The sequence below is a fragment of the Acinetobacter sp. CAU_H_S139_7 genome, from assembly GCF_058599305.1.
In genome coordinates, this window is sequence record NZ_CM178651.1 from 2,505,098 (window position 1) to 2,531,737 (window position 26,640).

Here is a 26,640-nt window from a genome sequence, read left to right on the forward strand (position 1 = left end):
CTCAGCCTATACACTTTTTAGCTGTTGTTTATGACGTACCTGAGTCCATTGCCACCAGCCAAAAGCTGCCAAGCCAACAAAGCCTGCATATAAAGCCGCGGTTAGGAACAAATCTTTATAGATAAACATACCGACATAAACAATATCGACAAATACCCACAGCACCCATGTCGCAATATGTTTACGACTGGTCCAATAGGTCGCCAACAGACTAAACGCTGCGAGCTGCGCATCCAATAGCGGTACAGCTGCATCGGTAAAATACTTTAAGCTCAAACCAAATACTGCACCAACCGCAGCGGCAAGTAGCATTTGCAAAATCACTTGCCGAGCTGTAATCGGTTCAATCCGAATCTCATGATCTTGTTGTTTACCTTTGAGCCAGTGATAAAAACCGTAAAAGTTCACCACTACAAAGAAAAACTGCAAAATGGTTTCGCCATACAACTTATAGGTATAAAACAAATAGCCATATAACAAGAAAGCAGCGAAGTTAAACCACCAACACCACATATTGCGCTTAATGGTCAACGTCACCCCAATTAAGCTAATGATGACTGCAAATATTTCAAGGCTAGACATGGTTCAACTGGTATTCAAAGAAGTGTTGCTATTATGAAAAAAAACTCAATAAAGGCAAGACAATTCCACTCAATCTAAACGTCGATCTTTTTTCGGGGAATCGGATCAAACTGTCGAGTCACAGAATGGATACGTATAAGTTTTGACAGTTTTCTAACAATCGTTTAAAAACTTATAAAACGATGCAGGAATAATCAAAATGTCAGAACAACAAGGTCGTGTCAGTCGCGAAGTTCGCGGTTCGTTACTTTTAATTGGTTTAGATCGCGCAGCCAAGCGCAATGCTTTCGATAGTCATATGATTCATGACTTATCATTGGCCCTTACCGAATATGAGGATGAGCCTTCACTGCGCTGTGCCGTGATTTTTGCGCACGGGGAACACTTTACTGCTGGGCTTGATTTGGTTGAGTTACAACCCAAACTCACTGCAGGCGTTTTCGACTTTCCAGCGTCACAAATTAACCCTTGGGGCACCAGTTCCAGACCCCGTACCAAACCCGTGGTTGTGGCAGTCCAAGGCTTTTGTTTTACCGCGGGAATTGAACTGATGCTCAATGCCGATGTGGTGATTGCCGATGCCAATACACAATTTGCCCAAATGGAAGTGCAGCGCGGTATTTTACCCTTTGGCGGTGCAACGGTTCGCTTTGTACAAGCGGCGGGTTGGAACAAGGCTATGCGCTATCTACTCACAGGTGACAGCTTCAATGCTCAAGTAGCTTTCGATCTCAATTTAATTACCGAGGTCGTAGAAGCATCCACGCCAAATGCTGCATTAGAACGAGCATTGGCCCTTGCAGAATCAATTGCACATGCTGCTCCACTCGCCGTTCAAGCCACGCTGGCTTCTGCACAACAAGCAGTACAACATGGCGCAGACTATGCCTTTGCACATTTACAAGAGCACCTCAGCCCGCTACTCAAAACCCAAGATGTCCAAGAAGGTGTCATGGCAATGCTGCAACGCCGCCCTGCTCAGTTTAAGGGACAGTAAAGCAAGGGCAATAAAACTTAAAAGTCTGGAACCCACTTTAGTATTTAACAAAAAAGAAGAAACGATAATGCAAGCCACCGCCCATTTAGATTCGACCCCAATAGAGAAACAAACTGTAAAACTTTCAGCAACCGATGGTTATGTACTCGTTGGTACACGTTATCGTTCATCTGAGCCGATCAAAGCCAACATCATTGTTGCCAGTGCAACAGGTGTACCACAGCAGTTTTATCGCCGCTTTGCCGAGTATGCAGTAGCGCTAGGTTATCAAGTCCTAACTTTTGATTATCGCGGTGTGGGGCTCTCTGCACCGAAGCAACTCAAAGGTTTTAGCATGTCCTATTTGGACTGGGGGCAGCTAGACTTGTCGGCTGCCATTGACTCTATCCGCAAAGATGACAAACCTCTTTTTGTGGTTGGACACTCATATGGAGGCCAAGCGCTCGGTTTAACCCACAACCATGACCAAGTCACTGCGATGTATTGCTTCGGCACAGGTGCGGGTTGGCATGGCTATATGCCGTTCCGGGAGAAAATGAAAGTACATGTCATGTGGAATCTTATTTTCCCGCCGATGGTTGCACTAAAGGGCTATCTGCCTTGGAGCCTACTGAAAATGGGCACCGATTTACCTGTGGATGTCTACACACAGTGGCGAAAATGGTGTAAAAATCCGACCTACTTTTTTGCAGATCCCGAGCAACAACACTTACTGGAACAATATGCACAGGTCAAAACTCCAATCTATGCTGTTTCAGCACTGGATGATGACTGGGCTTTACCGAACTCAAGGCATGCATTTATGCAGCATTATCGGCATGCGAACATGCATTACCTCAATATTGAAGCCAATGACTATGGCTTAAAAGAAATTGGACACATGGGATATTTCCGCCAGGGGGCCGAAGCCATCTGGGACGATATGCTGAACACTTTCAATGGCTATTTATCATTACCAACCACTACGGAACGTTAAAGCTCTATGCGCCCACAAAAACTGAGTAAAGAACAAATCCAGTTGCACTGCATGCAAACCTTTAAAACCCATGGTTATGCAGGCACTAGTATGGATTTACTAGCAAAGTCTTGTGGGCTCAGTAAAGCGACATTTTATTATTATTATCCCAATAAAGAAGCTTTGGTTTTAGATATTTTGCAAGTCAGCCAGCAATACTTAAACCATAAACTGTTCAGTATTTTGTGTGATACGCACTTAGATTATTGCGTTCGCTTTGAACACTTGCACCAGCAAGCTGTCAGCTTTTTTAGTATGGGTGTTCAAGGCTGTTTAGTCGGGATGCTGTCTTTGGAAGTCCCACATTTATCCGAACAAATTCATCTCAAAATTCAATCAATTTTCCAAGATTGGGAGTTGGCGTTGTTGCACTACTTTCAGCAAGTCATGCCTATTGCTCAAGCTGAGGCACTGGCTAAAATCAGTGTTGCCGATTATGAGGGCGCAATTTTAATGACACGTTTAAAACAAGATGACTTCTATTTGACTCATGTCGCAGAGCGAATTCTTAAGCAGTTATCCATGGCTGTGATGGACGTTGTAGAGGCTTAAGCGAGGAGATCAATCCCGAGTACGATGGCTTTTTTTATGCTCGCGTCCACTACGGTCGATATGCGTATAAAACATGCCATAACGACTTACATAATATTCAAGCGACTGATCATAAAAGCTCCAAAAAATAGACCATTCATTTAAATCCATTTTGCGAATTTGCGTCTGGGTTTTCGCAGGCATTTTGACCAATAATGTGCTTTGCATTAACGTTGCATCTTCTTCGACCGTGAGCAATATCGCTTGATCTAAAAATAGAGTCGCCACGTCATCGAACAGCTCTTGTTCATAAGCATCAACTTCAATAACACGCTCAACCTGAGGTGCTCTATTGGTATGCGTTGCCATTTGCACAGATGCTGCTTCCGATTCAACCACTTTTTTGTCGCTTCAGAAAGCGGTGCTTTTTTTGAATTTTGATTACAATAATAGATGCCGCAACCAAAGCAATGAGTATGCAAATCATCAGTAAAAATGTCGCCATGCCCTGCTCTCGTAACCAATATTCCCTTTTAAAATACAGCATTATCGCTCAAATAAACACCAAATTAATTAAAACAGACTACGTATGAACTCAAATGCTCAATTCGATGACTTGTAATTGGGTATTGATTCTCAGACCAATTCAAGTGATTCAACACATATTCGCACAAACGTGAAAGGCATCACGATATGTGATTTTTCACTCACAAAATCACTATAAAAAATAATTAACTTAGTGCGATTGAACAACAAAGTTACATCCGTACTAACAGTAATTCAATTTAATAAATACAGTCGCTAGCATGAAATAGCTGTTTCTATAGCTCTAAGAAGAAAAGATGATACGGGCAGCCCAACTTCAGGACATTCCTGAAATTTTAAATGTCGTGCACGACAGTATTCGATCATGTATCAAAGACCATCATCGCCATGAAAGTACGATTCAAATTTGGCTAGAAAATAAAACCCAATCCAACCTGATTATGTGGATGCACTATAACGACAGCTGGGTTTATGTGCTCAATCAGCACGTAGTGGGTTTTATTATGGTCAGTGATCAAGGTCGTATTTTACTCAATTATATTTCATCCGCTGAACAACAGCGCGGTATTGGGAAAGCCTTATTAGAAACCGTTATTGAACATCTTAAACGTAAAAAAATTCACCAAATTAGTTTAGAAAGCACCCAAACAGCATGCTCTTTTTATCAAAAACATGGCTTTCAAATCCATGTCCAAGACATTCCAAATCCCAAAATGGTGACCATGGTTAAACTCTTATCCTAAGGTTTATTAACAGAAGTATGACTCAACTAAATTCACTCATTTTCATAGGATTCATTGGGCATTTTCATCTGATCACGGCCCGCTTCTTTGGCTTGATAAAGCTTTAAATCGGCCGCTTTCATAAGGTCATGAATATTGGCATAAATCGTTTCATGATCCATCCACGACACCCCCATACTCAAAGTTACATAATCTTTGCCATCTAGGCGGTTATGATGCTCAAAGCGCGCACTACGCACTGCATCTAAGACGGTTTGCATAATCTGACTAATAATCGCAATTGGGACATTATATAAAACAATGGCAAACTCTTCCCCACCATAGCGTGCTAAGTAGGCATTATGTGGCAGTACCGCACCAATCACTTTGACCAGATTTTGCAGGACTTCGTCGCCCTTTAAATGCCCATAGTAATCATTATAATTTTTGAAATAATCGACATCCATCATGGCAAAAACCAAAGTTGCATGACTATTTTGTTGTGTTTCAATAAAGCGCTGCTGAATTTCCTGATTCAATGCACGCCGATTATAGGCGCCTGTTAAGGCATCAATTTGAATTTGATATTCGAGTTTTTCATTTAAGTCATGTAATTGAGAGGTGCGCTGTTGCACTTTTTGCTCTAAAGAATCATTCAATTCAATTAAATTATTATTTAAACGTTCGGTATGGTAAGTCTGATAAGCATAGTTACGTGATTGTCGGAACATCACCAAAAGTGCATACAGACTGGTAGAGATAAAAGATAGATGAATAGAATCAATCACATGTAGCGTTAGTAAAAAGTCATGAATGACCGATATACACAGCAATACCACGGCGTATAAATTGATTTTCGAATATTTTTGTTTGGTCTTTAAAGTAAGGTAAAAACCATAGGCAAAATTAAGCAAAATAACAATACTGAAAAATGCGCTATAAAAAGCCAGCTGCTCAAAAACAACTTGCTCGGATAACAAGGTAATGACGATATTCAAGGTCAAAACCAAAATGGAAACGGTATAAATCCAACGCTGTAAATAGTACTGATTGAGCAAATACATATAGCTCAAAAAAAATATGACCGCTAAATAGATAAATAAATATTCTAAACGTATGCCCCACAACCAGTTGATATCTAGGAAGGTCGTATAAGCATATGGCGCAGTAAAAAGATTATGTAAGGCAAGAAATAAAATAAAAATACCAAAAACAAAAATACTTTTACTATTCCGTTCATCTGAACCACGGAACATCGAGAACATGGTGGTGAACATTCCTACACCAAACACCACGCCACAGATCATGGCGATACTCATCATCAGTTGCTGATAATGTCGATTAATCGTTTTAGCAATGCCAATATGCATGGGGCTTTCAAGGCCGCCGCGTAAATTGTTAAAGTTTGAGGCTTGTATACTTAAAGTAAAATAGGGGCTGTCAGGGACAAAATAAGCAATCCGCGGTGCATTTTCTGTTTGCTGTGCTCCCGCATTATCCGCGACATCCCCTAAACGAACTAAAAAATCGCCATTGAGATAAACCCGATAAGCACAATTTTGATTGGGGATATGAATGGCTAGCCTTCGGCCAATAAATTCATCCGGAATTTTGAAATGACCGACAAAAGTCCCATAACCCGTATTACTACCTGTAAGTTCTTGAAATGAAATTGGCAATTCGGTAGTTTTAGAAGGGAGTTTACGATTAGGCTGAGAAATCAGCTCTTGGTCATAATAAGACCATGTACCTTTTAAATAACTGGTGGTTTGTTCGGTGAATTGAATGTCATTGACATTTTTTTGATGCAAATAATACTGCGTGGGCTCAGCTTCATATTGTGCCCACGTCGAAGGTATCAAACTTAAAACCAGCAAACAGCTTAAAACAAACCCAAACAAAGACCGTTTGCTCAATGAGCTATACAAAAGCGACTCTTCCCTTAAATACGCTCTGCCTAGTAATTAATCTACAAATGTTTTTCTTAAAAACCAAGTGTTTTTACAAATGAATCAAATACATCCTTGTAATTGACTCTTTTATTTATCAATATTTTTGATTAATCACGTGTTTTTACATCATACAACTCAATTTCAAAAATCAAATTTGAATTGGCAGGAATAATATTACCCATTTTACGCTCACCATAAGCCAAATGTGATGGCACGATGAGTTTACGTTTACCACCCACTTTCATGCCCATAATCCCTTGGTCCCAACCTTTAATGACACGGCCTGTCCCAATCACAGTTTCAAAGTAGTTCCCGCGGTCTAAAGATGAGTCAAATTTGGTTCCATCTTCTAACCAACCCGTATAATGCGTGGTGATTAAAGCACCTTTAACCGCTTCTTTACCTTCACCGACAACCAAATCAATAATTTCTAATTCTGCGCTCATGTTTTCGCTCCCAACCTGTTCAATCAATAAATCTAGTTAAACTGCATGCTTATTGCAATTTCGTCCATTCAATAATGGCTTGTGCATGGTCACCAATTAAGGTCCACTCACCATCCATCACATTCAACTGAAGTTGCATGGTACGCTCACACAGGGCCTGAACTGCTTCAGTACTTGCAGTCGACAACTGCCAAATTTCAACATTGTTCAATGTCTTCAACTTACTGTTGCGCTTATACCATTCATCGACCGCTGTGCCATAAGTGACAATCGCCACTTGCTTACAACGTGCACTGGCTTTTTTCACTTTATCTTCGTCTGGGCTGCCCACTTCAATCCATTTCACCAACTGACCCGTGAGGTCCTTTTCCCACAGCGCAGGCTCATTGGTTTCAAATAAGTCTTTGGTAAACTCTAAAGCTTCATCCGCAAAACGTGCAAACGCTAACAAACGCACCATCAAACGCTCAATGGTTTCTGAAGGATGCAATGCCAAAGTCAGTTGATAGTCCCCATATTGGTGGACATCCATATTGGCAATATTCAAATCTGCCTTATAAATTGTAGCTTTAAGCGCCATACATACCATCCTCAAATTTGCCGACTAGCATATAAGATTTCGGCTTTTTTTGCTTAAAACAATTTAAGTCATTACTCAATGCGGCATGCAAAAAGTGCACTTTCAAACCTTATCCAATCTCTTTCATTTTGAACAATCAATTCAACTCGGTTATCAATCCCTTCTTCAACATCTTGATAGTTAAATTGTTCAGGATTGAAATTAAATGCCTTCCACCCCTGATTGGTATGGAAAATTCCTTTAATCCGTCGCCAATCTTGCTGTTCACAAAGTAAATCTAATAAATCGTAAAAGTCAAAAACCCAACGCTTCGGCATTTTCCAACCTGCAACACTATAACCTTGCGCCGTTTCTACATAGTGATACGGCAACTGTTTAATCTCAGGAAAATCTTGTTGAGTCGCTTTCAACTGTTGCTGAATGTTCAGTAAAGGCTGCTTTAGTCGTTTTGTTCCGATGTACTCAAAATCGATTTGCGCAAGCTCAATCTTGCCCTGCTCTGCCATCAGCCACTGCTGAGCATAAGGCTGATATTCGGTTTGCAGTTTTTCAAGAGCATCTTGATCTGTTTTTTGCATATGAGCTTGATGCGAAACCACCACAATCTGCGCCGCTTTCAATTGATCCTGATAGAGATTTTGTGCTGTCCATGCATGATCATGTAAACGCGAACCATCCAGCACCGTGATCGGTGCACGCATGTGCAGGGTCGAGTGCCAATGTGGCTCGGTCAGTTGCTCCAGTAACTGTGCTGGATGTCCCAAGCCTGTGGGTTCAATAAACAACCGATCAGGCTTTTGTTCTGAGAGCAAACGAGACAATGCTATTTGCATCGGTAGTTGGCTGCTACAACATAAACAACCACCGAGTAATTCTTTTACCGCATAGCCTTCCGTTTGTGGCATGAGCTGTTGATCTACGCCAATTTTCCCAAACTCATTCATCAGTACCGCCCAAACTTCATGTTCAGGTTTCTGACTTAACAAATGCATGAGTAAAGTGGTTTTACCTGCACCCAGAAAGCCCGAAATAATATGCGTAGGAACCGCCTGCGGCATCGACATCAGTTTCAAAATTTTATACCTAGCATGGAAAATGATAAAAACAGCACAATAAAATAAGCCATCATCTTAATTTAAATCACCAATTTTCTCATCTCAAATCCATGGCATCAAACACTCAGTATTCAGTTGGCTGACTTTTCATTCATTTATACCCCTATTGGACAAACTTCCTTACATTTTATTCAACACCAAAATTAAGCTTCCGCACTTAATTCGCATACTTTGTACAGTTTATGTGAGATTTCAAACAGCTACATTGCTCATTAATTCTTCATTTCCTCTCAATCTATTCACAAAAAGCTTCTACTTGTTACTTAAAGCTCACCATTTTTTCATCATCTGTAGTTTTAGGTAATGTGCACTTTTCACATTGTTGCTTCGATTGAATCGCAGATATTCAGGCGATAGCATGAAGCTCAGTTCAAATTGATGTGATGATCAGTCTGAACTATTTTTATCTATAAAATATAAGGATGCCAAAACCATGAAACTTTCTCACTTAATTATTGCAACATCTTTAACAGCTGCGAGCTTTGCAACTTTTGCTGCACCTCAACAAGCGCCAGCTCAAGAAGACAAAGTTGTGGTATCAACCCAAGAAACAGCTGAAACCACGGACTTAAGTGCAAATGCACCAGCTTCGGAAGCATCAGCAGAGCAACCGAATCAAGAAAAAGCCGTTAAATAATTGAAATGTTGAGAGATCCAGTGGCCTTACTCTCCTGCTGGATCACAATAACTTTTTAGCGTCACTTGAAACCAAGATATATCCTATCTTGGTTTCTTTTTATTTATGCGTATGGACTATAGCAGTTCGAGATCAACAGGTGCAGAAAGCCAAATTTGCATAGTTTTCCCATATAAGCTTCTATTCAAAACATCAACGTCAGACATAAAAAAAGATCCCCTATACAGGAGATCGTTTTTTAAAACTTAACTATGCGATGCTTTTTTATAAATACTGCACGAAGGATGGTGGTTTTCTTGTAAGCGCGCGACTTTACGTTGTTCTGCCGCTTCAAAACGACAACGCTTCCAGTCATTGTCCAAATTCAATGCAGGAATTTGTTTTGGCTTACCATTTTCATCTACCGCGACCATGGTGAAGTAACAGCTATTGGTATGGCGTATTGTACGCTTTTGAATATTTTGTGCTTCAACACGAATACCAATTTCCATTGAAGTACGACCGACATGGTTCACACTTGCCAAGAAAGTCACTAACTCGCCGACATGAATCGGCTCTTTAAAATTAACTTTATCAACCGATAAGGTCACCACATAACTTCCTGAAAAACGACTTGCACACGCATATGCCACTTGGTCTAACAGTTTCAAAATGGTGCCACCATGCACATTTCCTGAAAAATTCGCCATATCAGGTGTCATTAAGACCGACATAGTGAGTTCAGACTGGTCATCCGCAGCCGCAGCAATTTGATCTAATGGGGACATCGCGTTCTCTAATTGGTAAGATAATAGGATATGTGACATTTATTATATCGGTTTTGAACGCTAAATTTGGTAACAAAACCATCATTATTATTTATAGTGATTTAAGTATCATTCAAAAAAATATATATAAAGAAGACTAAGTTTTTGAATCTATAGGCCTTCTTTAAATTTTAATTTATTCAAAAACATTGTTGCTGTGATATTTTCTTAGCACATAAATGGCTTTGAGCCTGATCCACTGTATTTCGAGTTATAGAAAAGCCCATTCAGGGTTTATTTCTACATCGCGCCAGATCAATGCGTTCTTACTTGAATACTTTGAATATTCAATTTTTGCTTATAATTTTTCTGCGCAAAAACTTTTTGAATCTGTCCTAACTGTGCAACGGTTGCATCGACCCCAGCTTGCATGGTCAACTCACGTCCGCTGACATCAAAGATATGCACCTTTTCACGTAAGTCTGGCTGAATCACAATATCGGCATTTTTCAGCTCAATTTGTGCAAGGTTCTTTTGCATAATATTGATATTTTGGTTAAACAGCCCCCAAACATTTGAGGTTTCGGTATACATTGGCTGCGCCAGAATATCGACCGCGATAATAATATCCGCCCCTAACTTGCGTGCCACATCAACAGGTACAGGGCTGACTAAACCACCATCTACATATTCATCAGCACCAATCTTGGTTGGAATAAACATACTCGGGATCGATACCGATGCCCGAACCGCTTGCCCAGTATTGCCATAGTTAAAGACGACTTTTTTACCTTCTTTTAACTGCGTCGCCACCACATACATTGGGATAGGTAAGCGCTGAAGTGGAACATCGCTCACTTGTTCATTAACATAATCTTCAACTTTTTGACCATCAAAGAAACCTTTCATGTCCAAACGAATATCGCGCACGTCATTGGCTTTCATATTCAGCGCAATCTCACGAATTTGATTGGCATTTTTACCGCTGGCATACAGTGAGCCGACGATACTACCAGCACTGGTTCCCACGATAAAGTCGGGACGAATCCCCGACTGCTCTAAAACTTGAATTGCGCCAATATGTGCATAACCACGTGCACCACCACTCCCCAACACCAAGGCAATAATTGGACGGTTCTGTTCTTTTTTGAGCTGTTTAAAATTGATCTGGTTGAGTCGCTCTTGGGCTTCCCCTGACTCAGTTTCGGCTGAAAAAGCCTGACTTGGCGTTTCTTGAGCAACTTTAGGCATGCTTTGACAGCCGACTAAAGCGAGCAATGTAAACGACATAAGGCTAAGTTTAATGTTTAACATGATTCACCGAAGTTGAGATAGAGCGAAATTTTCCAGCAGCATAGTGTATGAAAATCAGCAGTCCAAGTACTGTTGTTTTTCGTAAAAGCGTCATATTCCCCTATTATAATCTGTTTCAATTTTTCAGCATAATTCAACATGCACACTCAGCAGCTCACTCGCATCTTTCTGCACTTTTTAAAATTGGGCTGCCTGTCTTTTGGTGGCCCTGCTGCTCATTTGGTGTTTTTTCACCGACATTTTGTACAGCAACTTCGGTGGTTGAGTGATGCTGAATACACCCAACTGGTTGCTCTCGCACAATTGCTCCCTGGGCCGACCAGCAGCCAAGTGGGTATTGCCATTGGTTATCAACTCCAAGGCTACCGCGGTGCGTGCGCGGCTTGGCTCGGTTTTACTTTGCCGTCTATGCTCCTCATGGCATGTCTTGCGGTACTGGGTCAGCAGTATTTCAATCAACTCAGTGCGATGACACTACATAGCATTCAGTTGATCGTTTTTGCTGTGGTGGTCTGGGCCTTTTGGCAAATGTTGACAAATTTCTGCAAAACTATCTGGCAATATGTGCTGATGCTACTTAGCACCTTGTTTCTTTACTTTGTGCCATGGTCATTCAGCCAAGTTATCGTCATCTTTGTTGCTGCTCTCGTCGGTATTTATTTCGCATCAGATTCGACATCAAAGCTCCAAGACAGCAGCTTAAAATCAAAAGTCCAAGCAAAGCAGTCTTATCTTTGGCTAATTGCCTTTGTTTTGCCTTTTGTAGTTTTTATGGTGTTGCATTCATCTTCTTCACTCTTCTCACAGAGCCTGTTCAGTTTTTACCAAGCAGCATCTTTAGTTTTTGGCGGTGGGCATATTATTTTGCCACTTTTACATCAGGACTTCGTCGCCAACCATATTTTATCTGCCGAACAATTTGACTTAGGTTATGCGCTGGCTCAACTCATGCCCGGCCCCTTATTTAGTTTCGCCAGTTACTTAGGTGCTTTATTACCTTTAACGCCCTTTGTTTGGCTGAATGTGGTTCTAGCCACCTTAGCAATCTTTCTACCCTCATTCTTTTTAATCTTTGCCACCTTGCCCTATTGGTCTTGGCTTATGCAGCAAGCTGCGATCCGAAAAGCCGTGATTGGGATTAATGCGGCAGTGGTAAGTTTACTGCTGTGTTTAGTGATACAAATGGGACAAAGTTATTTCAAGCATTGGACTGACTTAGTTTTTGTAATCGCGGTGATTTTACTGCTTCGAACCAAACTCCCGATTTGGCTAAGCCTGATTTTAAGTTTTTCACTGTATCAGCTGTTCTTTTACTTTAGCGGCTAAATAGCCATAAAAAAAGCCCCTATCAATGTAGAGGCTTTTTTATGGCTAAAAGATTACCAAATGTCTGATTTCACTTTGTCTTTAAATTTAGGATGGTTATCCAATTTAAATACTGGCTCTTTCACACCTTGTTTCAGCTGTGCCAAATAGTCTTTTAACAGCATCAATAAGAATGGTGTTAACAGCAAAATAGCAAACAAGTTAATGGTGGCCATAATGCCCATGAACAAATCCGCAGTGTTCCAAATGAGAGGCACGCTCATCACTGAACCGAGATACACCATAATCAAAACAAAAATACGGAAGACGAACATCACCTTGGCATTGTTATTAATAAATTGTACATTCCCTTCAGCATAGGCATAGTTACCAATGACTGAGGAAAAGGCAAACATGAACAAAATCGTTGCAAGGAAGTCATCACCCCAAGAACCAATTTGGCTCTCTAAAGCCATTTGGGTGAGCGCTACGCCTTCAAAGCCTGCATCATGATAAAGTCCTGAGGCCAAAATAATAATCGCTGTACATGAACACACCACGAAGGTATCCACAAATACACCGAGCATTTGTACCAAACCTTGGTTTACAGGGTGCTTTACATCCGATGCAGCTGCCGCATTCGGTGCTGAACCCATACCGGCTTCATTAGAGAATAAACCACGTTTAATCCCCATCATCATTGCCATAGAAACCATCGCACCGAAGAAACCGCCAGCAGCAGCTTCAAACTCAAAAGCTTTCGAGAAAATGAGCTGGAAGATATCAGGTAAAATCGCGTAATTAATTACGGCAATATATAAAGCAACTGCCAAATACAACAAGGCCATCAATGGCACAAAACTTTCTGCCACTTTGGCAATACGTTTAATCCCACCAAAGATAATCATTGCGGTCAGCAAGACTAGACCTAGTCCAACCCAAGACACCACAATATGAATGCCACCGAGTTCAAATGCTAGATTGGCTTTATCCCATCCCCATGCATGTGCTGTCGCACCAGTAATCGCATTGGCCTGTACTGCGTTAAACACAAAACCATAGGTTGAAATAAGCGCAACGGCAAAGACTACACCCAACCATTTTTGTTTCAGGCCTTGGGTAATATAGTAGGCAGGTCCACCACGGAACTGTTTATTTTCTTGGTCGCGCACCTTGAACAATTGTGCGAGAGATGACTCAACAAAAGCCGAACTCATGCCTAAAAATGCAGTGACCCACATCCAAAATACTGCACCCGGCCCACCAATCGCAATTGCGATCGCAACACCCGCGACATTGCCTACACCTACACGACTTGCAAGCCCAGTGACAAAAGCCTGAAAAGGTGTAATACCATGATCATCATCACATTCCTTACGGCTTGATTTCATGACCTTGATGCTGTGAAAGAATAAACGAATCTGTACCGCACCTGTAATGAGTGTATAAAATAGACCCACTGCAACCAGAAAAATGACCAAAAAGTCCCATAGAGGTCCATTCAGCTTATTCACCCATTCGAGTAATGTTTCATTTAATTGAGCATTCATCCCGATATCCTAATTATTGTGAGGAACCTGAAAGCAAAAAAAGCCCTAGTCTCCTAGGGCAGTTTGCATTTTCAATTAGTTAAAAAATTGCAAAATAGACTGAATGACAGCCACGTTAATCAAGTCTACAAAGAATGCGCCACATAAAGGCACAATCAAGAATGCCTTGTGCGAAGGACCATACATGTTGGTAATCGCCTGCATGTTTGCAACCGCAGTCGGTGTTGCACCCATACCAAATCCACAGTGACCCGCAGATAACACCGCAGCATCGTAGTTTTTACCCATTACACGGAATGTCACAAATGCAGCATATAAGCCCATCGTAATCGTTTGCGCACCTAAAATCACCACAAGCGGACCAGCAAGGTCAGCCAATTGCCATAATTTCAATGAAAGCAAAGCCATCGCAAGGTACAACGACAATGATGCATTACCAAATACATCAATCGCACGGTCAAAGATTTGAACTTTGAAAATACCTTCCAACACATTACGTAAAATCACACCACCTGCAAGCGCCCAAACAAAAGTCGGTAACTCAAGCATTGTGCCTTTCATATGGCCGGTCATAAAGTCAGCAAAAGCCAAACAGCCTGCAAACAAACCTAATGTGGTAATCGCATTATCCGCAGTGATTAAACGCACACGATGTGGATATTCAAACGGTACATATTCTGTTGAATTAATATCAGTCAGTGGCGTGTTATCACTCTTTTCAATTTGTTCATTGGTACGTGGCGTCGCCAATTGATAGCGGTTAATGAGTAACTTCGCTAGAGGACCACCAATCAAACCACCAATAATCAAACCAAATGTCGCACTCGCCATACCCAAAGCTAATGCACCTTGGATACCATGTTTAACTTCTAAAATTTCACCCCAAGCACCCGCAGTACCATGACCACCAGTTAAGGTAATTGAACCTGCAATCAAACCAATAAGTGGGTCAATACCCAATAAAGTTGCAAGGCTAATGCCGACAAAGTTTTGCACCACAATAAATGAAGCGACAGCCATCAAGAAAATAATCAGACCGATTCCGCCTTCACGCAATTTGGCAAAGTTTGCACTTAAGCCAATTGAGGCGAAGAAGATCAGCATAAAACTTGTTTGCAATTCGCTACTGGTCATGATGCTATAGCCCCAAAGACTATGCACAACCAAGGAGATAATCGCTGCAACTAAACCACCTGCGACAGGCTCAGGAATGTTGTAGCGTTTCAAGAAACCAATTTTATTTACCAAGAAGCGGCCAAGTAACAAAACAATGACGGCAGCAATCAAGGTATAAAAAGCGTTAAAAGTAAATTCCATGACAATTGTCCATAAAGCGGATGCTTAGATTTTGTTATCTGGCTAATAAGCCACCGAATCCATTGATACTTCAAGAGATATTTCGTAAATCTGAGACAAACTCAGTCTTCCGTATGGAAATTCAGGCAATGGGTAAATTGGTAACAAACTAAGCGATCTGATGCATAACATGTTCAGTTCTACACGATGAGTAAACTGAAATAACGTAATGCCCAATAATGTTTGGACACAGATACGGTTTTTTGAAAAAAATCACAAAACCGCCCCATATTGCTTTAAAAACAAGCAATAAATGCACAATATGGGCGAAAGACGGACATTATGCAGATTTTTTATAGATAATCTTTATTTTTTTACAATAATTTCCAACTATTTCACTTATTCTTTTCTGACCCAATACTTAAGTCTATATTCAAAATGTATTTAGTCTGTATAAATTTCTCGACTAAAACAAAACAGGAGCCTAAAGCTCCTGTTTTTTAAACTACAACTATTTCATCACATGATTAGAAGCTGTATTTCGCCATTAAGCCAACACGGTTGTCTTTGTAGCTATCACCAGCAAAGGTATCACGTTTACCATTGATATATTCAACACCTAAGTCCAACGGCTTAACTGGTGAATAGATGAAGTTAATCCATGCTTGGTAAACTTCTTCATTTGCAGCATCATTTATACGCGCGTAATCAGTACCATCATCTGCAAAGAGTGCGCCATAGGCTAAAGTCGAACGTAATTTCTCGTTGAATTTATACGTACCACCGACTTGTACACCAAACGCTTCATTTTGTGCGATCTTGCCATTTGCAGCATTAACCACATATGCAGAATTACTGCCATATAAGTAGTTGCTGTTACCATCCACATAAGACACATCAGCACTTAATTTTAATGGGTCCATTACTTGATAATTTACACCTGCCGCTACACCCCAAGCTGTATCAGAGTCATCAGCCGATTTATAATTTTCAACTAAAGCACGAGCAGACACAGAGCCTTTGCCATCAGCAAAACCTTGCGTCAACTTCGCAGTTAAGTTGGGTACGCTATATTTAATTGCAGCATCTGAACTACCACTATTGCTATTTCCTTCTTCCGCAGCAATAAATAATTTCGTTGCAGGTGATAAATTAAAGCCATAACGTACTTGTGGAATACGTGCTGCTGTACCGCCACCCACGTTGGTGGCGAAGTCAATCATTTCTGGTGCATGGTTAGACAGGAAGTTGGATGTGGTTTGACCAAATAACCAGTTGTTATAAGTCAAATATGCATGACGGATACGCAGTGCTTCATTTGTTCCAGCGAAGTCGACTTCTACTTTACCGCCAAGTTTGTTATCGCCACCAACATTGGTATTGAAATCTAAACCTAAGCGTGTAGTTTTCGCTGTTGCACGAAGTTTGTCTTTTACATCTTCTTTAGAGCTTGAAACTTTGTTGAAGTCGTCGTCCGCACCTTCAATAATGTAGTTTGCATCGCCACGAACAAAACCGTACAGGTTAATATCTGCGCCAGACTTAGATTTGAACGAAGATAGTGGAGATTCAGCTTTTACAGGCGCTGGCTGTGCTTTCACTTGTTGAATCTGAACTGCTTGCTGTTGTTGAACTTGTTGCTGTTGTTGCATCAATGCTTTTAGCTCTGCAACTTCGGCACGTAACTGAGCGAGTTCTTGTTGTTCTTTGGTTGCAGCATGAGTTGTTGTCATCATCAGAGCAGCCACACTAAGTGCTAGGCTTTGAGCGATAAATGGCTTTTTATTGAGGGCTAAACGCATACACAAACTTCCTTTATTACATTGTTAATTGTGAATCAAAAATTCCATTTCAGTAAATTTTTTTGCACAAAAGACCACTCCGTTTTGGTCTTTTCATATGCAAAGTAATCTTATAAAGATGAAAAATCGCACATTTCGATGTTTTAAGATATGACCTTTTATTACTCTTGCCACTAAAGTCTAATGCACATAATTTCAAACTATAATTGATGTTATTCGCGATTGGCTTTGAAGCATCAAATTACAATTTAGACAGACTTTTGCAATAATTAAGTAACAATTATTCATATTTTCTTAAATATAGACTGAGTTTTATTTGATATCTATACTTTTTTCTTATAACTAAAGTCTTAGTCTAATCGATAACCACCTATGCTCAGTGATGGGTCAAAATTACGTCTTTGCACCAAAAAAGTCTAACTATTCAGACGATTATTGAGCATGATAAATAAAATATCCGCAAGCACGAATACACGGTTATGGCAAAAAGATGTGCTCATAGGAAAAAAGCGTGACGAAATGCTTGAGTAGGTCTGTTATGTTCAATTTGAATGATTTCAACATCCAAAAAAATCCGCACTATACCAAAAAGCTTTTGCATATTATCCAGAAAAATGAATTTCGCCTTTTATTGAGCGCCACCGTGAAAATGGTTGGGGCTTATATGGCTTGCTTAATATTCAAAAAGGTGAAAAGCGAAAATCGCACAGCAGCAACCACGTAATGACCAATTTTTTGATGCACCTGTCGGACTATTCTTCGCAGTCAATCAAGCCTTAAACATCTGCGCGAAAATGGATATTGCCATGATGAGAAATGTCATGACTTCAGTCAAAGTACAAGGCTTAGACACTTGCCCACAAGCCGCATGGAATCATCTTCATGCTCTCGTGCTGAATATACTCGATGCTGCACAATTTGAAGAATTGGTCTGCAGTATGGCACTGGGTTATGCAGATTCAGAGTAGATCGTCAATCACTTTATAACACCACGCGTACCAGTTGAAGATTTTGCAGTATTCTTAAATAATGATTAAGATTTAAAGCATTCATTTTAACAAAAAAAGAGACTAAAATGAGTCTCTTTTTTATATAGTAACGACTTCAATTTTTAGGCTTTTTCGTGCTCAAGCTTAAACACATAATACAAAGCCAAAGCCACAAAAATAGCCATGACAATGGCCATATTCAAAAGTGCCGACCAGAGTAGAAAATTAAGAATCACACCACAAAGTAGACCACAACCAAATTGCATGCTGCCCATAATCGCACTAGCCGTTCCTGCCCGTGCACCCTGCTCAGACATTGCAATCGCCATGGCATTTGGCCCTGTAAAACCGATTGCTGCGACAGCGAGAAACATCCCTGCGCATACGATATATAAGGGCGCATGCGTCATGCTGCCCGCTACCAACAGCAGCCCCACACCAGCCAACTGCAAAAAACTGCCTAATTTTAAGCGCTGAAATACACTTAACTTTTGTGCCAGACGTTTATTTAAAGTCGAGAACAGCATAATCCCAACTGCATTGGCACCAAAGGCATAGGCAAAAACTTGCTGACTTAAGCCGTAACCATCCATCAGAATGGAAGCAGAAGCACTGATATAGCAAAAGAGTACAGCCCCAGCAAAGCATCCAACAAACATCGGGCGTCTAAAACTCGAATCTTGCAGAATCGCCCCGTAAAGGTTTAAAACTTGGTTAAAGTTAAGCTTTAAACGACGCTTCGGATCTAAAGTTTCTTCAAAGAAAAAGTGTACGCAGCACAGGCTTCCCAAGCCAACGACCATCAAAAAGGCGAAAATACTATGCCAACTACTAAAACTCAGCACCAGCGCGCCTAAACTCGGTGCAATAATCGGCGCGATGGTGGTCACGATCATCATACTGGCAAATGCTTGGGCTGAGGCTTGCATATCTAAACGGTCACGAATCGCAGCACGGGCAATCACCACGCCCACACAACCGCCTAAGGCTTGTAAAACCCGAGCGGCAATGAGACTCCACTCACTGTTTGCAAACACACACAGTAAACTGGCAATAATGTAGAGACTTAGGCCAAAATACAGCGGTTTTTTCCGCCCAATTCGATCACTTACAGGTCCATAAATTAGTTGTCCAATAGCCAAGCCTAAGAAGTACGCAGGTAAGCTGTTGGCCACCATTTGTGTGCTTACCCCGAAGTCATCTGCCATTTGTGGCAAAGCGGGTAAATACATATCAATAGACAGTGGACCGAGTGCAGTCAGTGAAGCAAGTAAGAGAATCCAAGCGTTGGAATAGACCGCTTTTTCCTGTGTAGTCGGCATAGGATTAATTTATGTTTTGGAAGGAGAGTTTGCAGACAAGTTTACACGCTCCATAGTATGATTTATACCAGAGCAGGTGAAATTTCACATATTCTCATATTTGAAAATTGTCCAACCCTAAGCGACAAACAAAGGTGCCCTTTGAAAGCATGGCTGACCAGTCTAAAACAGGCTACTTATAATACAACCTTCATGTATAACCTCCGCATGGTCATTACCTTTGCAGGGACTGCTTTTGTTCCATATTTTATGGGTTTTCAGCTGGCAACTATTCCGCTGACACTCGGCGCAGTTGCTGCGGGTTTAAGTGATATAGATGACCGCTTTTCTGTGCGGATCATGAATTTAATTTTTACCTATATTGGCTTTTTCATTACCGCAACGTCGATTTACTTTTTATTTCCACATCCAATTTTATTCGCACTGGGTCTAATCGTTTCGTGTATTGGTCTGATTTTACTGGGCTCACTGGGACGTCGTTATGCCACCATTTCCTATGGTTGCTTAGTGGTTTCCGTTTACTCCATGCTCGGTGTCGGACTTTTTGACAACTGGTATACACAACCATCTCTGCTGGTGATTGGAGCAATTTGGTATAGCGTTATTTCAACTATCAGTTTTCTGCTCTTTCCCGTTCGTCAGGTTCAAGACAATCTATCGAAGTGTTATTCCTCACTCGCCGATTTTCTGTTTGCCAAATCCAACCTCTTTGATGTCGATATGACAGCTAACAGCTATCAACAGAGCATGATTGAACTATCGTTGGAAAATGGTAAATTAATTGCAATTTTCAACGACATGAAAACCGCCCTACTCACCCGTTTAAAAGGTGACCGTGGACAACGAGATACCCGTCGCAGTCTGCAATATTATTTTGTGGCACAAGATATTCATGAACGTGCAGATTCAGCACATATTGACTATCAAAAACTGGCGAAAATTTTTCAACACAGCGATATTTTATTCCGCTTTCAACGAATCTTATCTATACAAGCCAAAGCCTGTAAGGACTTAAGCAGCAGCATTTTAAACCGTCAAACCTATACCCATAATAAGCGCTTTAAACATGCATTTGAAAACCTCCGTTTATCATTAGAAAAGCTCAGAGATGAACAACAATACGACCAAATTTGGGTCAATGCTCTGTTTTCACTGTATCAAAACTTAAAATCGATTGATGCACAGCTACGTAACTTAGAAACTGAACGCAATATTAAACTCGATAAAGCTAAGCATATCGAAAGCCAACTCAAAGATGATGACTTGAAAGGCTGGGATGACATTAAGGTTCGGATTAAACAACATCTCACCCCAGAATCGGTGTTATTTAGACATGCGATTCGTTTGTCTATCGTGCTATTAGTTGGATATATCTTTGTTCAAGTCACCAACATTGAATATGGGTACTGGATTCTACTTACAGCACTATTTGTCAGTCAGCCCAACTTCAACGCCACCAAACGTCGTTTACGTTTACGTATCGTAGGGACGTTGGTCGGAATCATTTTAGGGTATGCCGTATTGTACTTTGTACCTTCGATTGAAGGACAACTTCTCGTATTGGTCATCAGCGGGGTACTTTTCTTTGAGCTCCGCAGTAAACAATATGCACAAGCCACCGCTTTCATCACTATTTTGGCGCTGATTAATTTCAACTTAGATGGTATGGGATATGAAGCTGCCCTTCCGCGCATGATGGATACTTTAATTGGCTGTGGACTGGCATGGTTAGGCGTAAGTTTTATTTTCCCTGACTGGAAGTTCCGTCGCCTCCCCCGCACAATTTACCGTTCGCTTTCCGCTCAATGTGATTATTTGGCTGAGGTGATTGAGCAGTATAAGTCTGGACGCAACAATGGCCTGAATTATCGCGTGGTTCGTCGTGCGGCACACAATACTGATGCAGAAGTTGCTTCACTCATTTCAACTTTAGCCACCGAGCCCGACTTTGACCCAACGCAAAAGAGCTTGGCGTTTGAGTTCTTGTGTCTCAATCATACTTTTATTAGCTATATTGCTGCTTTGGGGGCTCATCGTGAAAAAATTGAAGACCCACAAATTTTAGAATTGATGGATCGTGCTTTTGACAATATCCAAGGTGCACTCCTGCGGGATGAAATGCCTGATTTAACTGCCCAGAATATGCTACAGACCATTCGTCAACGTTTAAGCCAAAATAATGAGGAAGATCAGAAAGCATTGATTATTTTGCAACAGCTTTCCTTGATGTTTAGCATCTTGAATCAGTTCAGTCGGTTGAAGCAAAGTTTAAGCCACGAACGGGATCATGAGGCCACAGAACTGGCTTCATTATAATTTGGGTGATTTTGGAACAATATACTCACTGAAATGCTCTAAATGATGCTAAACTTTTTGCAGTTTTAAATCTGTTACTTTCACTATGACCGCGAAAAATTTATACGCTTATACTTTACAGCCTGTGACCTATGAAATCACTGAAGCTGAACAACGCGATGCTCAATTAAAAATTTGGCGTAGCACAAACAAAATTAGCATGAAAGCTTGGATCATCATGGCTGTCGTTACAGCCCTTTCGATTCTTGGCCTAATTTTACTCAAGAATTATTCAACCATCTTTTGTTGGGTCGCAATCGCCTGCGTCGTGGTTTACCTTTTAGTCCGTAAATTCGGTTTAGAATGGTATGTGAAGCGAAAAATGAATGAGTTTCCAGTTCAGGAAATTAAAGGCATTCGTTTAGGTGTACAACCTCACGGTCTAATTATGCGCCAGAAAATGGGAATGCAAGAAGGTGTCGGTGCAATTGGTTGGAAAGACATCTACGAATGGTACAACACACCTGAGTTTTTGTTGATTAAATTCAAAGTAAAAGGCCAAGAAGGTGCATACATTCTGCCAAAACGCATGGATAGCAAAAACTTCTCGTTTAATACGATTCGTAAACATTTAAAAGAAACAGTTGGTGAAGCACAGCCACTTTAAGTCCTGCTTTCTCCTCTGTAAAAAACCTCCAACTTTTGGAGGTTTTTTTATATCCCAAACCCTCGAATACAAATGATAATGAGAATAAATATTAATTTCTAAATCCATATTATCTTCTCAATCTTCAGGTATAATTTCCGCACAACAAATCGCTCACTATTAAGTATCGCCATGTTTAAAAAAACATTTTTCCAAGTGCATTGGTTTTTGGGAATCACTGCGGGTCTTATCCTGTCGCTTATGGGCGTCACAGGGGCCATCTATTCTTATGAACAACAAATCTTAAAATGGATGAACCCAGAAAGCTATACCGTTCAAGCAACACAAAACAATAAATTAACCCCTGCTGAGCTGTATCTACATTTCCAAAAACAAGATCCTGCCATCAAAATCAATAGTATTACGATTGCTCAAGAGCCAACCACTTCAAGTACGGTTAATATCGAGAAAGAAGGCGCACGTCGTGGTTATAACATGATGGTGAACCCGTATACTGCTGAAGTCTTACCCGAAGTTAAAGGCCGTGAGTTTTTTAACTTTATTCAACAGTTGCACCGTAATTTAACTGTTGGTCCTGTCGGTAAACAAATTACTGGCGCTTGTACCCTCATGCTTATTTTCTTTGTATTGAGTGGCCTGTACTTACGTTGGCCCAAACGTCATTCCATCAAACAATGGTTTTTTATTAAACCTAAATTGAAAGGACGTAACTTCATTTGGGATTTGCATGCTGTTGTTGGTACTTGGGTGGTGATTTTTTATCTGATCTTGGCCTGTACAGGACTGTACTGGTCTTATGATTGGTGGCGCGATGGCATGTTTAAAGTCCTTGGTGTTGAGCGCCCACAAGCACAAATGCAAGAAGGACCCCGTCCAAATGCTGGTGCAGCTCAAGGCCCACGTGGCGAACAGGCTGGTGCTCGTGGTGGCGAATCACGTGAGCAAGGTCGTGGCGGCCCACAAGGTGAGCACACTGCACGTGGCGAACGTGGCCAAGGCGAACAACATGGTGAGCGTAAAGGCTTATCTCCAGAACAAGTACAAATTGCTTTAACCCAAACGTGGACAGGATTTAACGCACAAGTTGGTCGAGACTATTCAACCCTGACCCTCAATATTCCGAAAAAGCCCGATGGTACACTTGAGCTTTCATTTGTAGATGCAATTCCACAACATGAGCGGGCGCGAAACTCAGCTGTCTTCAATTATCAAACTTCACAAATTGAAAAAATGGAGTTGTATGAGCAGAAGAAGCTGAATGAAAAAATCATGAGCAGTATGCTTCCTGTGCACCGTGGTAGCTTCTTTGGCCCAATTTATCAATTCTTTGCCATGCTTGCATCACTGATGATGCCACTGTTCTTTGTAACGGGTTGGATGCTATATCTAAAACGTCGTAAGCAGAAGAAACTCACCCAGCAAGCCCGTGGTGGAGCATTGAATGTTCCGGTCGATCCACATACGAAACCATGGCTCATTGCTTATGCAACACAAACGGGTGTTTCTGAACAAATCGCTTGGCGTACTGCAACCAGCTTACAAGAAGCAAGACAACCTGTAAGTGTTAAAGCTGTGCAACACTTAACGCAAGATGACTTAAAAACTGCTGAACAAGTGCTTTTTGTTGCAAGTACTTATGGCACGGGTGAAGCACCTGACTTAGCCAGTAGTTTTGAAAAGAAATTTTTAAATACAACTTTGGATTTGTCACACCTTCACTATGCCGTGCTGGCTTTAGGCTCTCAAGAATATCCTGATTCCTATTGTAGTTTTGGACATCGTATTGACCGTTGGTTAAAAGCCAATGGAGCGCATGCTTTGTTTGAAACGATTGAAGTCAACAACGCAGATAACAATGATATTCAACGTTGGAACAGTGCTCTTGCCTCTGCAACCAAACTTGAGCTTCAAGCCATGAATATTGACAAAACCTTTGATCAATGGACTTTGGCACAACGTGAAGTACTCAATCCAAACAGTGTCGGAGCACATGCTTATAATATTGAGTTAAAAACCAACTTTGATGCAACATGGCAAGCGGGTGACATTGCTGAAGTTCAACCAGGTAACAGCACAGCACGTATCCAAGCCTTTATGCAAAAGCATCACATTGCAGCACAAAGCATCGTTGAGTCTTTAGCCATTTCGATTGAGCAAGCGCTTTGGGATAAGAACCTCAACACAGAGATTGAGCCTTTTGCCAATTTGGAACATTTACTGGAACAGTTGAGCCCTTTACCTACACGTGAATACTCGATTGCAACTGTACCGACTCAACAAGTGTTACGTTTGGTCGTGCGCCAACAGCAAGATTCAGCAGGTGAACTGGGCTTAGGTTCTGGTTGGTTAACCCAACATGCCGAGCTTCAACAGCCTATCGCACTACGTATTCGTACCAATGAATCATTCCACTTGATCAATGACAACCGTCCTATCATTTGTATTGGTAACGGCACAGGCATCGCAGGCTTAATGAGTCTACTTCATGCACGCACACGCCTAGACTATACGCAAAACTGGTTGATCTTTGGTGAGCGTCAACGTGAACATGATTTCTTCTATCAAAGTACGATTGAAGCGTGGCAAACCACAGGCATGCTACAACGCTTAGATTTAGCGTTCTCGCGAGATCAGGCAGAGAAAGTCTATGTACACCATAAACTGCGTGAACAAGCCACTGAGCTTAAAACATGGGTTGAAAATGGTGCCGTAATTTATGTCTGCGGTAGCATTAATGGTATGGCGAGCGATGTCGATGCTGCCCTAATTGAAATCTTAGGCGAAGAAAAACTAGATCAACTCCGTCAAGAAGGTCGTTATCGTCGCGATGTTTACTAAACACTAAGTCTAAATGAAAAAACCGAGCCACAGCGCTCGGTTTTTTCATGCGTAAATTTGCTAGAATCATGCAAACGATAACCCACAAGCCTATATGCAAAAATCAAAAAGAGTCATTAGTTTTATTATCGGGTCATTACTGTTCGCAGACGGCTTGTATTTTGTTTTACAACTACGCTTTAATTTTGGCACCCTCTTGCCCTTATTGATTGGACTAGGTCTAATCATTTATGCACTGGCTTATCCTAAACTTATCGCCTATATTCAAACCACTACAATCAGACAATCAATATGGCGTTGGGCTTGGGCGATTTTCTTTGTTTGGGTTTTTAGCTTAGTCATTTTCTTCGTCTTTTTAGGGTTTTCAAATCAACAAAATACCCCTCATATCGCTGCACCCGCTATTGTAGTTCTTGGGAGTGGTCTGAAGCATGGCAAACCGAGTCCAACATTGGCCAGCCGTTTAGATCAAGCGGCAAACTATGCCAAACACCATCCCAACAGCATTATGGTCGTCAGTGGTGGCCTATCTTTTCAGCAAAAAAATAGTGAAGCTGAAGCAATGCGGCAGTATCTGATTGATGTACACCATATCCCAGCACAGCGTATTTACACCGAAGATCAAAGCACCAGTACTGAGTTAAATCTGATCAATAGTAAAAAGATTTTAGCCAAGCAGCATATTTCCCTACAGCAACCGATTGCTATTGTGACCAGCGATTTTCATATCCCCCGTAGTCGTGCTATAGCCATACGTCAGGGTTATCAAACGCCTATCATGATCAGCGCTCAGACACCTCTTGCCACTCGCTATAATGCATGGTTACGTGAGTATTTTGCATATTGGAGTGGTTGGCTACTCAATGAATACTAAAATGAAATCCTCATGAATTAATGGAGGCGAATTGTCCGTGGCGATGGTAATTGTAATTGTTTAAATAATTCAGGCTTCTGCATTGAAAATTGATATAAATAGTTTTTGATATCTAATAATAATTTTTCTGGAGCAACCAAGACATTTTGCCCTTCGGGGCTTAAATTCATCGAGACCGTGGTTTTTTCTGAACGTAAGAATGGAATCACTTTTTCGACTAAATCGCTGAGACCAATACTCTGGATTTCGTAGCCCGCCCAATTATCTTTTACCAAAAGCTGCGCTAAACCTTTACTCTGCCACATCGCAAAAGAACGTTGTCCAGTCGGCGTAGCACATAAAGCCCAGCCATCTTGATATAAGGCTATAACATGACCTTGATGCACGATAGTTTCGATAAAAAGACGATAGATTTCAAGAGGATCGTAAGCAGTATTTTGATTTTTAGACGCAGCTTTGCGTTGATATGGGTTTCTCATAAATCTGTCATATTTTAAAATTATTATTGCACAGAAGTGT

At 41.0% G+C, this 26,640-nt stretch carries 22 protein-coding genes and 2 pseudogenes; 11 read left to right on the forward strand and 13 right to left on the reverse strand.

The window, feature by feature from the left end:
* Positions 1-6: 6 nt before the first annotated feature.
* Positions 7-582 carry a nicotinamide riboside transporter PnuC gene (gene pnuC, locus AC4MC0_RS12240; RefSeq protein WP_004981080.1) on the reverse strand — a complete coding sequence of 192 codons (576 nt, stop codon included), beginning with the start codon at positions 580-582 and terminating at the stop codon, positions 7-9.
* A gap of 199 nt (positions 583-781) precedes the next feature.
* On the opposite strand from pnuC, the gene AC4MC0_RS12245 reads away from it, so the two are divergent.
* From AC4MC0_RS12245 to AC4MC0_RS12255, 3 genes are all read left to right on the forward strand, one after another.
* Complete coding sequence (locus AC4MC0_RS12245; RefSeq protein WP_335997011.1) at positions 782-1,579, forward strand: crotonase/enoyl-CoA hydratase family protein; 798 nt, start codon at positions 782-784, stop codon at positions 1,577-1,579.
* A 67-nt stretch (positions 1,580-1,646) separates the two neighbouring features.
* Positions 1,647-2,555, forward strand: a complete 909-nt coding sequence (locus tag AC4MC0_RS12250) for an alpha/beta hydrolase family protein (protein ID WP_278345231.1) — start codon at positions 1,647-1,649, stop codon at positions 2,553-2,555.
* Positions 2,556-2,561: 6 nt separating this feature from the next.
* The gene (locus AC4MC0_RS12255) at positions 2,562-3,146 is read left to right on the forward strand and encodes a TetR/AcrR family transcriptional regulator (RefSeq protein ID WP_335997010.1); all 585 of its coding nucleotides are present in this window, start codon (positions 2,562-2,564) and stop codon (positions 3,144-3,146) included.
* A gap of 9 nt (positions 3,147-3,155) precedes the next feature.
* Here the strand turns inward: AC4MC0_RS12255 and AC4MC0_RS12260 are convergent.
* Positions 3,156-3,672 (reverse strand): annotated as a pseudogene (locus AC4MC0_RS12260) (hypothetical protein).
* Between the two features lie 295 nt (positions 3,673-3,967).
* Between AC4MC0_RS12260 and AC4MC0_RS12265 the strand changes: the two are divergent.
* Positions 3,968-4,414, forward strand: coding sequence for a GNAT family N-acetyltransferase (locus AC4MC0_RS12265; RefSeq protein WP_078388431.1), 447 nt, complete (start codon positions 3,968-3,970; stop codon positions 4,412-4,414).
* A gap of 32 nt (positions 4,415-4,446) precedes the next feature.
* Here the strand turns inward: AC4MC0_RS12265 and AC4MC0_RS12270 are convergent, their stop codons facing one another.
* The 4 genes from AC4MC0_RS12270 to AC4MC0_RS12285 form a co-directional block, all read right to left on the reverse strand.
* Positions 4,447-6,294, reverse strand: coding sequence for a sensor domain-containing diguanylate cyclase (locus tag AC4MC0_RS12270; protein WP_418655255.1), 1,848 nt, complete (start codon positions 6,292-6,294; stop codon positions 4,447-4,449).
* A 158-nt stretch (positions 6,295-6,452) separates the two neighbouring features.
* Positions 6,453-6,791 (reverse strand): FKBP-type peptidyl-prolyl cis-trans isomerase, encoded by a 339-nt coding sequence (locus tag AC4MC0_RS12275; protein WP_004981094.1) that lies wholly within the window; start codon positions 6,789-6,791, stop codon positions 6,453-6,455.
* Positions 6,792-6,840: 49 nt separating this feature from the next.
* Entirely contained in the window at positions 6,841-7,371 is a 531-nt protein-coding gene (locus AC4MC0_RS12280) for a YaeQ family protein (protein ID WP_004694442.1), read from the reverse strand.
* Between the two features lie 71 nt (positions 7,372-7,442).
* A complete protein-coding gene (locus AC4MC0_RS12285) occupies positions 7,443-8,444 on the reverse strand; it encodes a CobW family GTP-binding protein (RefSeq protein WP_335997008.1) in 1,002 nt (333 codons plus the stop codon).
* Positions 8,445-8,919: 475 nt separating this feature from the next.
* Between AC4MC0_RS12285 and AC4MC0_RS12290 the strand changes: the two genes are divergently transcribed.
* A complete protein-coding gene (locus AC4MC0_RS12290; RefSeq protein WP_335997007.1) occupies positions 8,920-9,123 on the forward strand; it encodes a hypothetical protein in 204 nt (67 codons plus the stop codon).
* Between the two features lie 245 nt (positions 9,124-9,368).
* Here the strand turns inward: AC4MC0_RS12290 and AC4MC0_RS12295 are convergent, their stop codons facing one another.
* Positions 9,369-9,890 carry an acyl-CoA thioesterase gene (locus AC4MC0_RS12295; protein ID WP_078425410.1) on the reverse strand — a complete coding sequence of 174 codons (522 nt, stop codon included), beginning with the start codon at positions 9,888-9,890 and terminating at the stop codon, positions 9,369-9,371.
* A gap of 294 nt (positions 9,891-10,184) precedes the next feature.
* Positions 10,185-11,183, reverse strand: a complete 999-nt coding sequence (locus AC4MC0_RS12300) for a patatin-like phospholipase family protein (protein ID WP_279045214.1) — start codon at positions 11,181-11,183, stop codon at positions 10,185-10,187.
* Positions 11,184-11,321: 138 nt separating this feature from the next.
* On the opposite strand from AC4MC0_RS12300, the gene chrA reads away from it, so the two are divergent.
* Complete coding sequence (chrA, locus tag AC4MC0_RS12305) at positions 11,322-12,509, forward strand: chromate efflux transporter (RefSeq protein ID WP_335997006.1); 1,188 nt, start codon at positions 11,322-11,324, stop codon at positions 12,507-12,509.
* Positions 12,510-12,562: 53 nt separating this feature from the next.
* Here chrA and AC4MC0_RS12310 read toward each other — a convergent pair whose 3' ends face one another.
* From AC4MC0_RS12310 to AC4MC0_RS12320, 3 genes are all read right to left on the reverse strand, one after another.
* Complete coding sequence (locus AC4MC0_RS12310) at positions 12,563-14,038, reverse strand: alanine/glycine:cation symporter family protein (RefSeq protein ID WP_201950709.1); 1,476 nt, start codon at positions 14,036-14,038, stop codon at positions 12,563-12,565.
* 75 nt (positions 14,039-14,113) lie between these two features.
* Complete coding sequence (gltS, locus tag AC4MC0_RS12315; protein WP_335997005.1) at positions 14,114-15,355, reverse strand: sodium/glutamate symporter; 1,242 nt, start codon at positions 15,353-15,355, stop codon at positions 14,114-14,116.
* Positions 15,356-15,861: 506 nt separating this feature from the next.
* The gene (locus tag AC4MC0_RS12320; protein WP_335997004.1) at positions 15,862-17,136 is read right to left on the reverse strand and encodes a DcaP family trimeric outer membrane transporter; all 1,275 of its coding nucleotides are present in this window, start codon (positions 17,134-17,136) and stop codon (positions 15,862-15,864) included.
* 420 nt (positions 17,137-17,556) lie between these two features.
* Between AC4MC0_RS12320 and AC4MC0_RS12325 the strand changes: the two are divergent.
* Positions 17,557-18,173, forward strand: a pseudogene (locus AC4MC0_RS12325) (nitroreductase family protein); the annotation flags it as partial.
* A 74-nt stretch (positions 18,174-18,247) separates the two neighbouring features.
* Here AC4MC0_RS12325 and AC4MC0_RS12330 read toward each other — a convergent pair.
* Complete coding sequence (locus AC4MC0_RS12330) at positions 18,248-19,447, reverse strand: multidrug effflux MFS transporter (RefSeq protein ID WP_335997003.1); 1,200 nt, start codon at positions 19,445-19,447, stop codon at positions 18,248-18,250.
* Positions 19,448-19,588: 141 nt separating this feature from the next.
* Between AC4MC0_RS12330 and yccS the strand changes: the two genes are divergently transcribed.
* From yccS to AC4MC0_RS12350, 4 genes are all read left to right on the forward strand, one after another.
* Positions 19,589-21,763, forward strand: coding sequence for a YccS family putative transporter (yccS, locus tag AC4MC0_RS12335; protein ID WP_335997002.1), 2,175 nt, complete (start codon positions 19,589-19,591; stop codon positions 21,761-21,763).
* 85 nt (positions 21,764-21,848) lie between these two features.
* Positions 21,849-22,409 carry a YcxB family protein gene (locus tag AC4MC0_RS12340; RefSeq protein WP_004694466.1) on the forward strand — a complete coding sequence of 187 codons (561 nt, stop codon included), beginning with the start codon at positions 21,849-21,851 and terminating at the stop codon, positions 22,407-22,409.
* Positions 22,410-22,580: 171 nt separating this feature from the next.
* Entirely contained in the window at positions 22,581-25,247 is a 2,667-nt protein-coding gene (locus tag AC4MC0_RS12345) for a PepSY domain-containing protein (protein ID WP_335997001.1), read from the forward strand.
* 94 nt (positions 25,248-25,341) lie between these two features.
* Positions 25,342-26,121 carry a YdcF family protein gene (locus tag AC4MC0_RS12350; RefSeq protein WP_335997000.1) on the forward strand — a complete coding sequence of 260 codons (780 nt, stop codon included), beginning with the start codon at positions 25,342-25,344 and terminating at the stop codon, positions 26,119-26,121.
* A 17-nt stretch (positions 26,122-26,138) separates the two neighbouring features.
* Here AC4MC0_RS12350 and AC4MC0_RS12355 read toward each other — a convergent pair whose 3' ends face one another.
* Positions 26,139-26,600 (reverse strand): DUF2750 domain-containing protein, encoded by a 462-nt coding sequence (locus AC4MC0_RS12355; protein ID WP_004694470.1) that lies wholly within the window; start codon positions 26,598-26,600, stop codon positions 26,139-26,141.
* Positions 26,601-26,640: the final 40 nt, after the last annotated feature.

Excerpts from the sequence above, each read along its gene's own strand:
- AC4MC0_RS12310 (WP_201950709.1), bottom strand. The coding sequence starts at position 14,038 with ATGAATGCTCAATTAAATGAAACATTACTCGAATGGGTGAATAAGCTG.
- AC4MC0_RS12350 (WP_335997000.1), top strand. The coding sequence starts at position 25,342 with ATGCAAAAATCAAAAAGAGTCATTAGTTTTATTATCGGGTCATTACTG.
- AC4MC0_RS12340 (WP_004694466.1), top strand. The coding sequence starts at position 21,849 with ATGACCGCGAAAAATTTATACGCTTATACTTTACAGCCTGTGACCTAT.
- AC4MC0_RS12290 (WP_335997007.1), top strand. The coding sequence starts at position 8,920 with ATGAAACTTTCTCACTTAATTATTGCAACATCTTTAACAGCTGCGAGC.
- gltS (WP_335997005.1), bottom strand. The coding sequence starts at position 15,355 with ATGGAATTTACTTTTAACGCTTTTTATACCTTGATTGCTGCCGTCATT.
- AC4MC0_RS12330 (WP_335997003.1), bottom strand. The coding sequence starts at position 19,447 with ATGCCGACTACACAGGAAAAAGCGGTCTATTCCAACGCTTGGATTCTC.
- pnuC (WP_004981080.1), bottom strand. The coding sequence starts at position 582 with ATGTCTAGCCTTGAAATATTTGCAGTCATCATTAGCTTAATTGGGGTG.
- AC4MC0_RS12245 (WP_335997011.1), top strand. The coding sequence starts at position 782 with ATGTCAGAACAACAAGGTCGTGTCAGTCGCGAAGTTCGCGGTTCGTTA.
- AC4MC0_RS12320 (WP_335997004.1), bottom strand. The coding sequence starts at position 17,136 with ATGCGTTTAGCCCTCAATAAAAAGCCATTTATCGCTCAAAGCCTAGCA.
- AC4MC0_RS12300 (WP_279045214.1), bottom strand. The coding sequence starts at position 11,183 with ATGTTAAACATTAAACTTAGCCTTATGTCGTTTACATTGCTCGCTTTA.
- AC4MC0_RS12250 (WP_278345231.1), top strand. The coding sequence starts at position 1,647 with ATGCAAGCCACCGCCCATTTAGATTCGACCCCAATAGAGAAACAAACT.
- AC4MC0_RS12295 (WP_078425410.1), bottom strand. The coding sequence starts at position 9,890 with ATGTCCCCATTAGATCAAATTGCTGCGGCTGCGGATGACCAGTCTGAA.
- AC4MC0_RS12345 (WP_335997001.1), top strand. The coding sequence starts at position 22,581 with ATGTTTAAAAAAACATTTTTCCAAGTGCATTGGTTTTTGGGAATCACT.
- AC4MC0_RS12280 (WP_004694442.1), bottom strand. The coding sequence starts at position 7,371 with ATGGCGCTTAAAGCTACAATTTATAAGGCAGATTTGAATATTGCCAAT.
- AC4MC0_RS12255 (WP_335997010.1), top strand. The coding sequence starts at position 2,562 with ATGCGCCCACAAAAACTGAGTAAAGAACAAATCCAGTTGCACTGCATG.
- AC4MC0_RS12355 (WP_004694470.1), bottom strand. The coding sequence starts at position 26,600 with ATGAGAAACCCATATCAACGCAAAGCTGCGTCTAAAAATCAAAATACT.
- AC4MC0_RS12275 (WP_004981094.1), bottom strand. The coding sequence starts at position 6,791 with ATGAGCGCAGAATTAGAAATTATTGATTTGGTTGTCGGTGAAGGTAAA.
- chrA (WP_335997006.1), top strand. The coding sequence starts at position 11,322 with ATGCACACTCAGCAGCTCACTCGCATCTTTCTGCACTTTTTAAAATTG.
- AC4MC0_RS12265 (WP_078388431.1), top strand. The coding sequence starts at position 3,968 with ATGATACGGGCAGCCCAACTTCAGGACATTCCTGAAATTTTAAATGTC.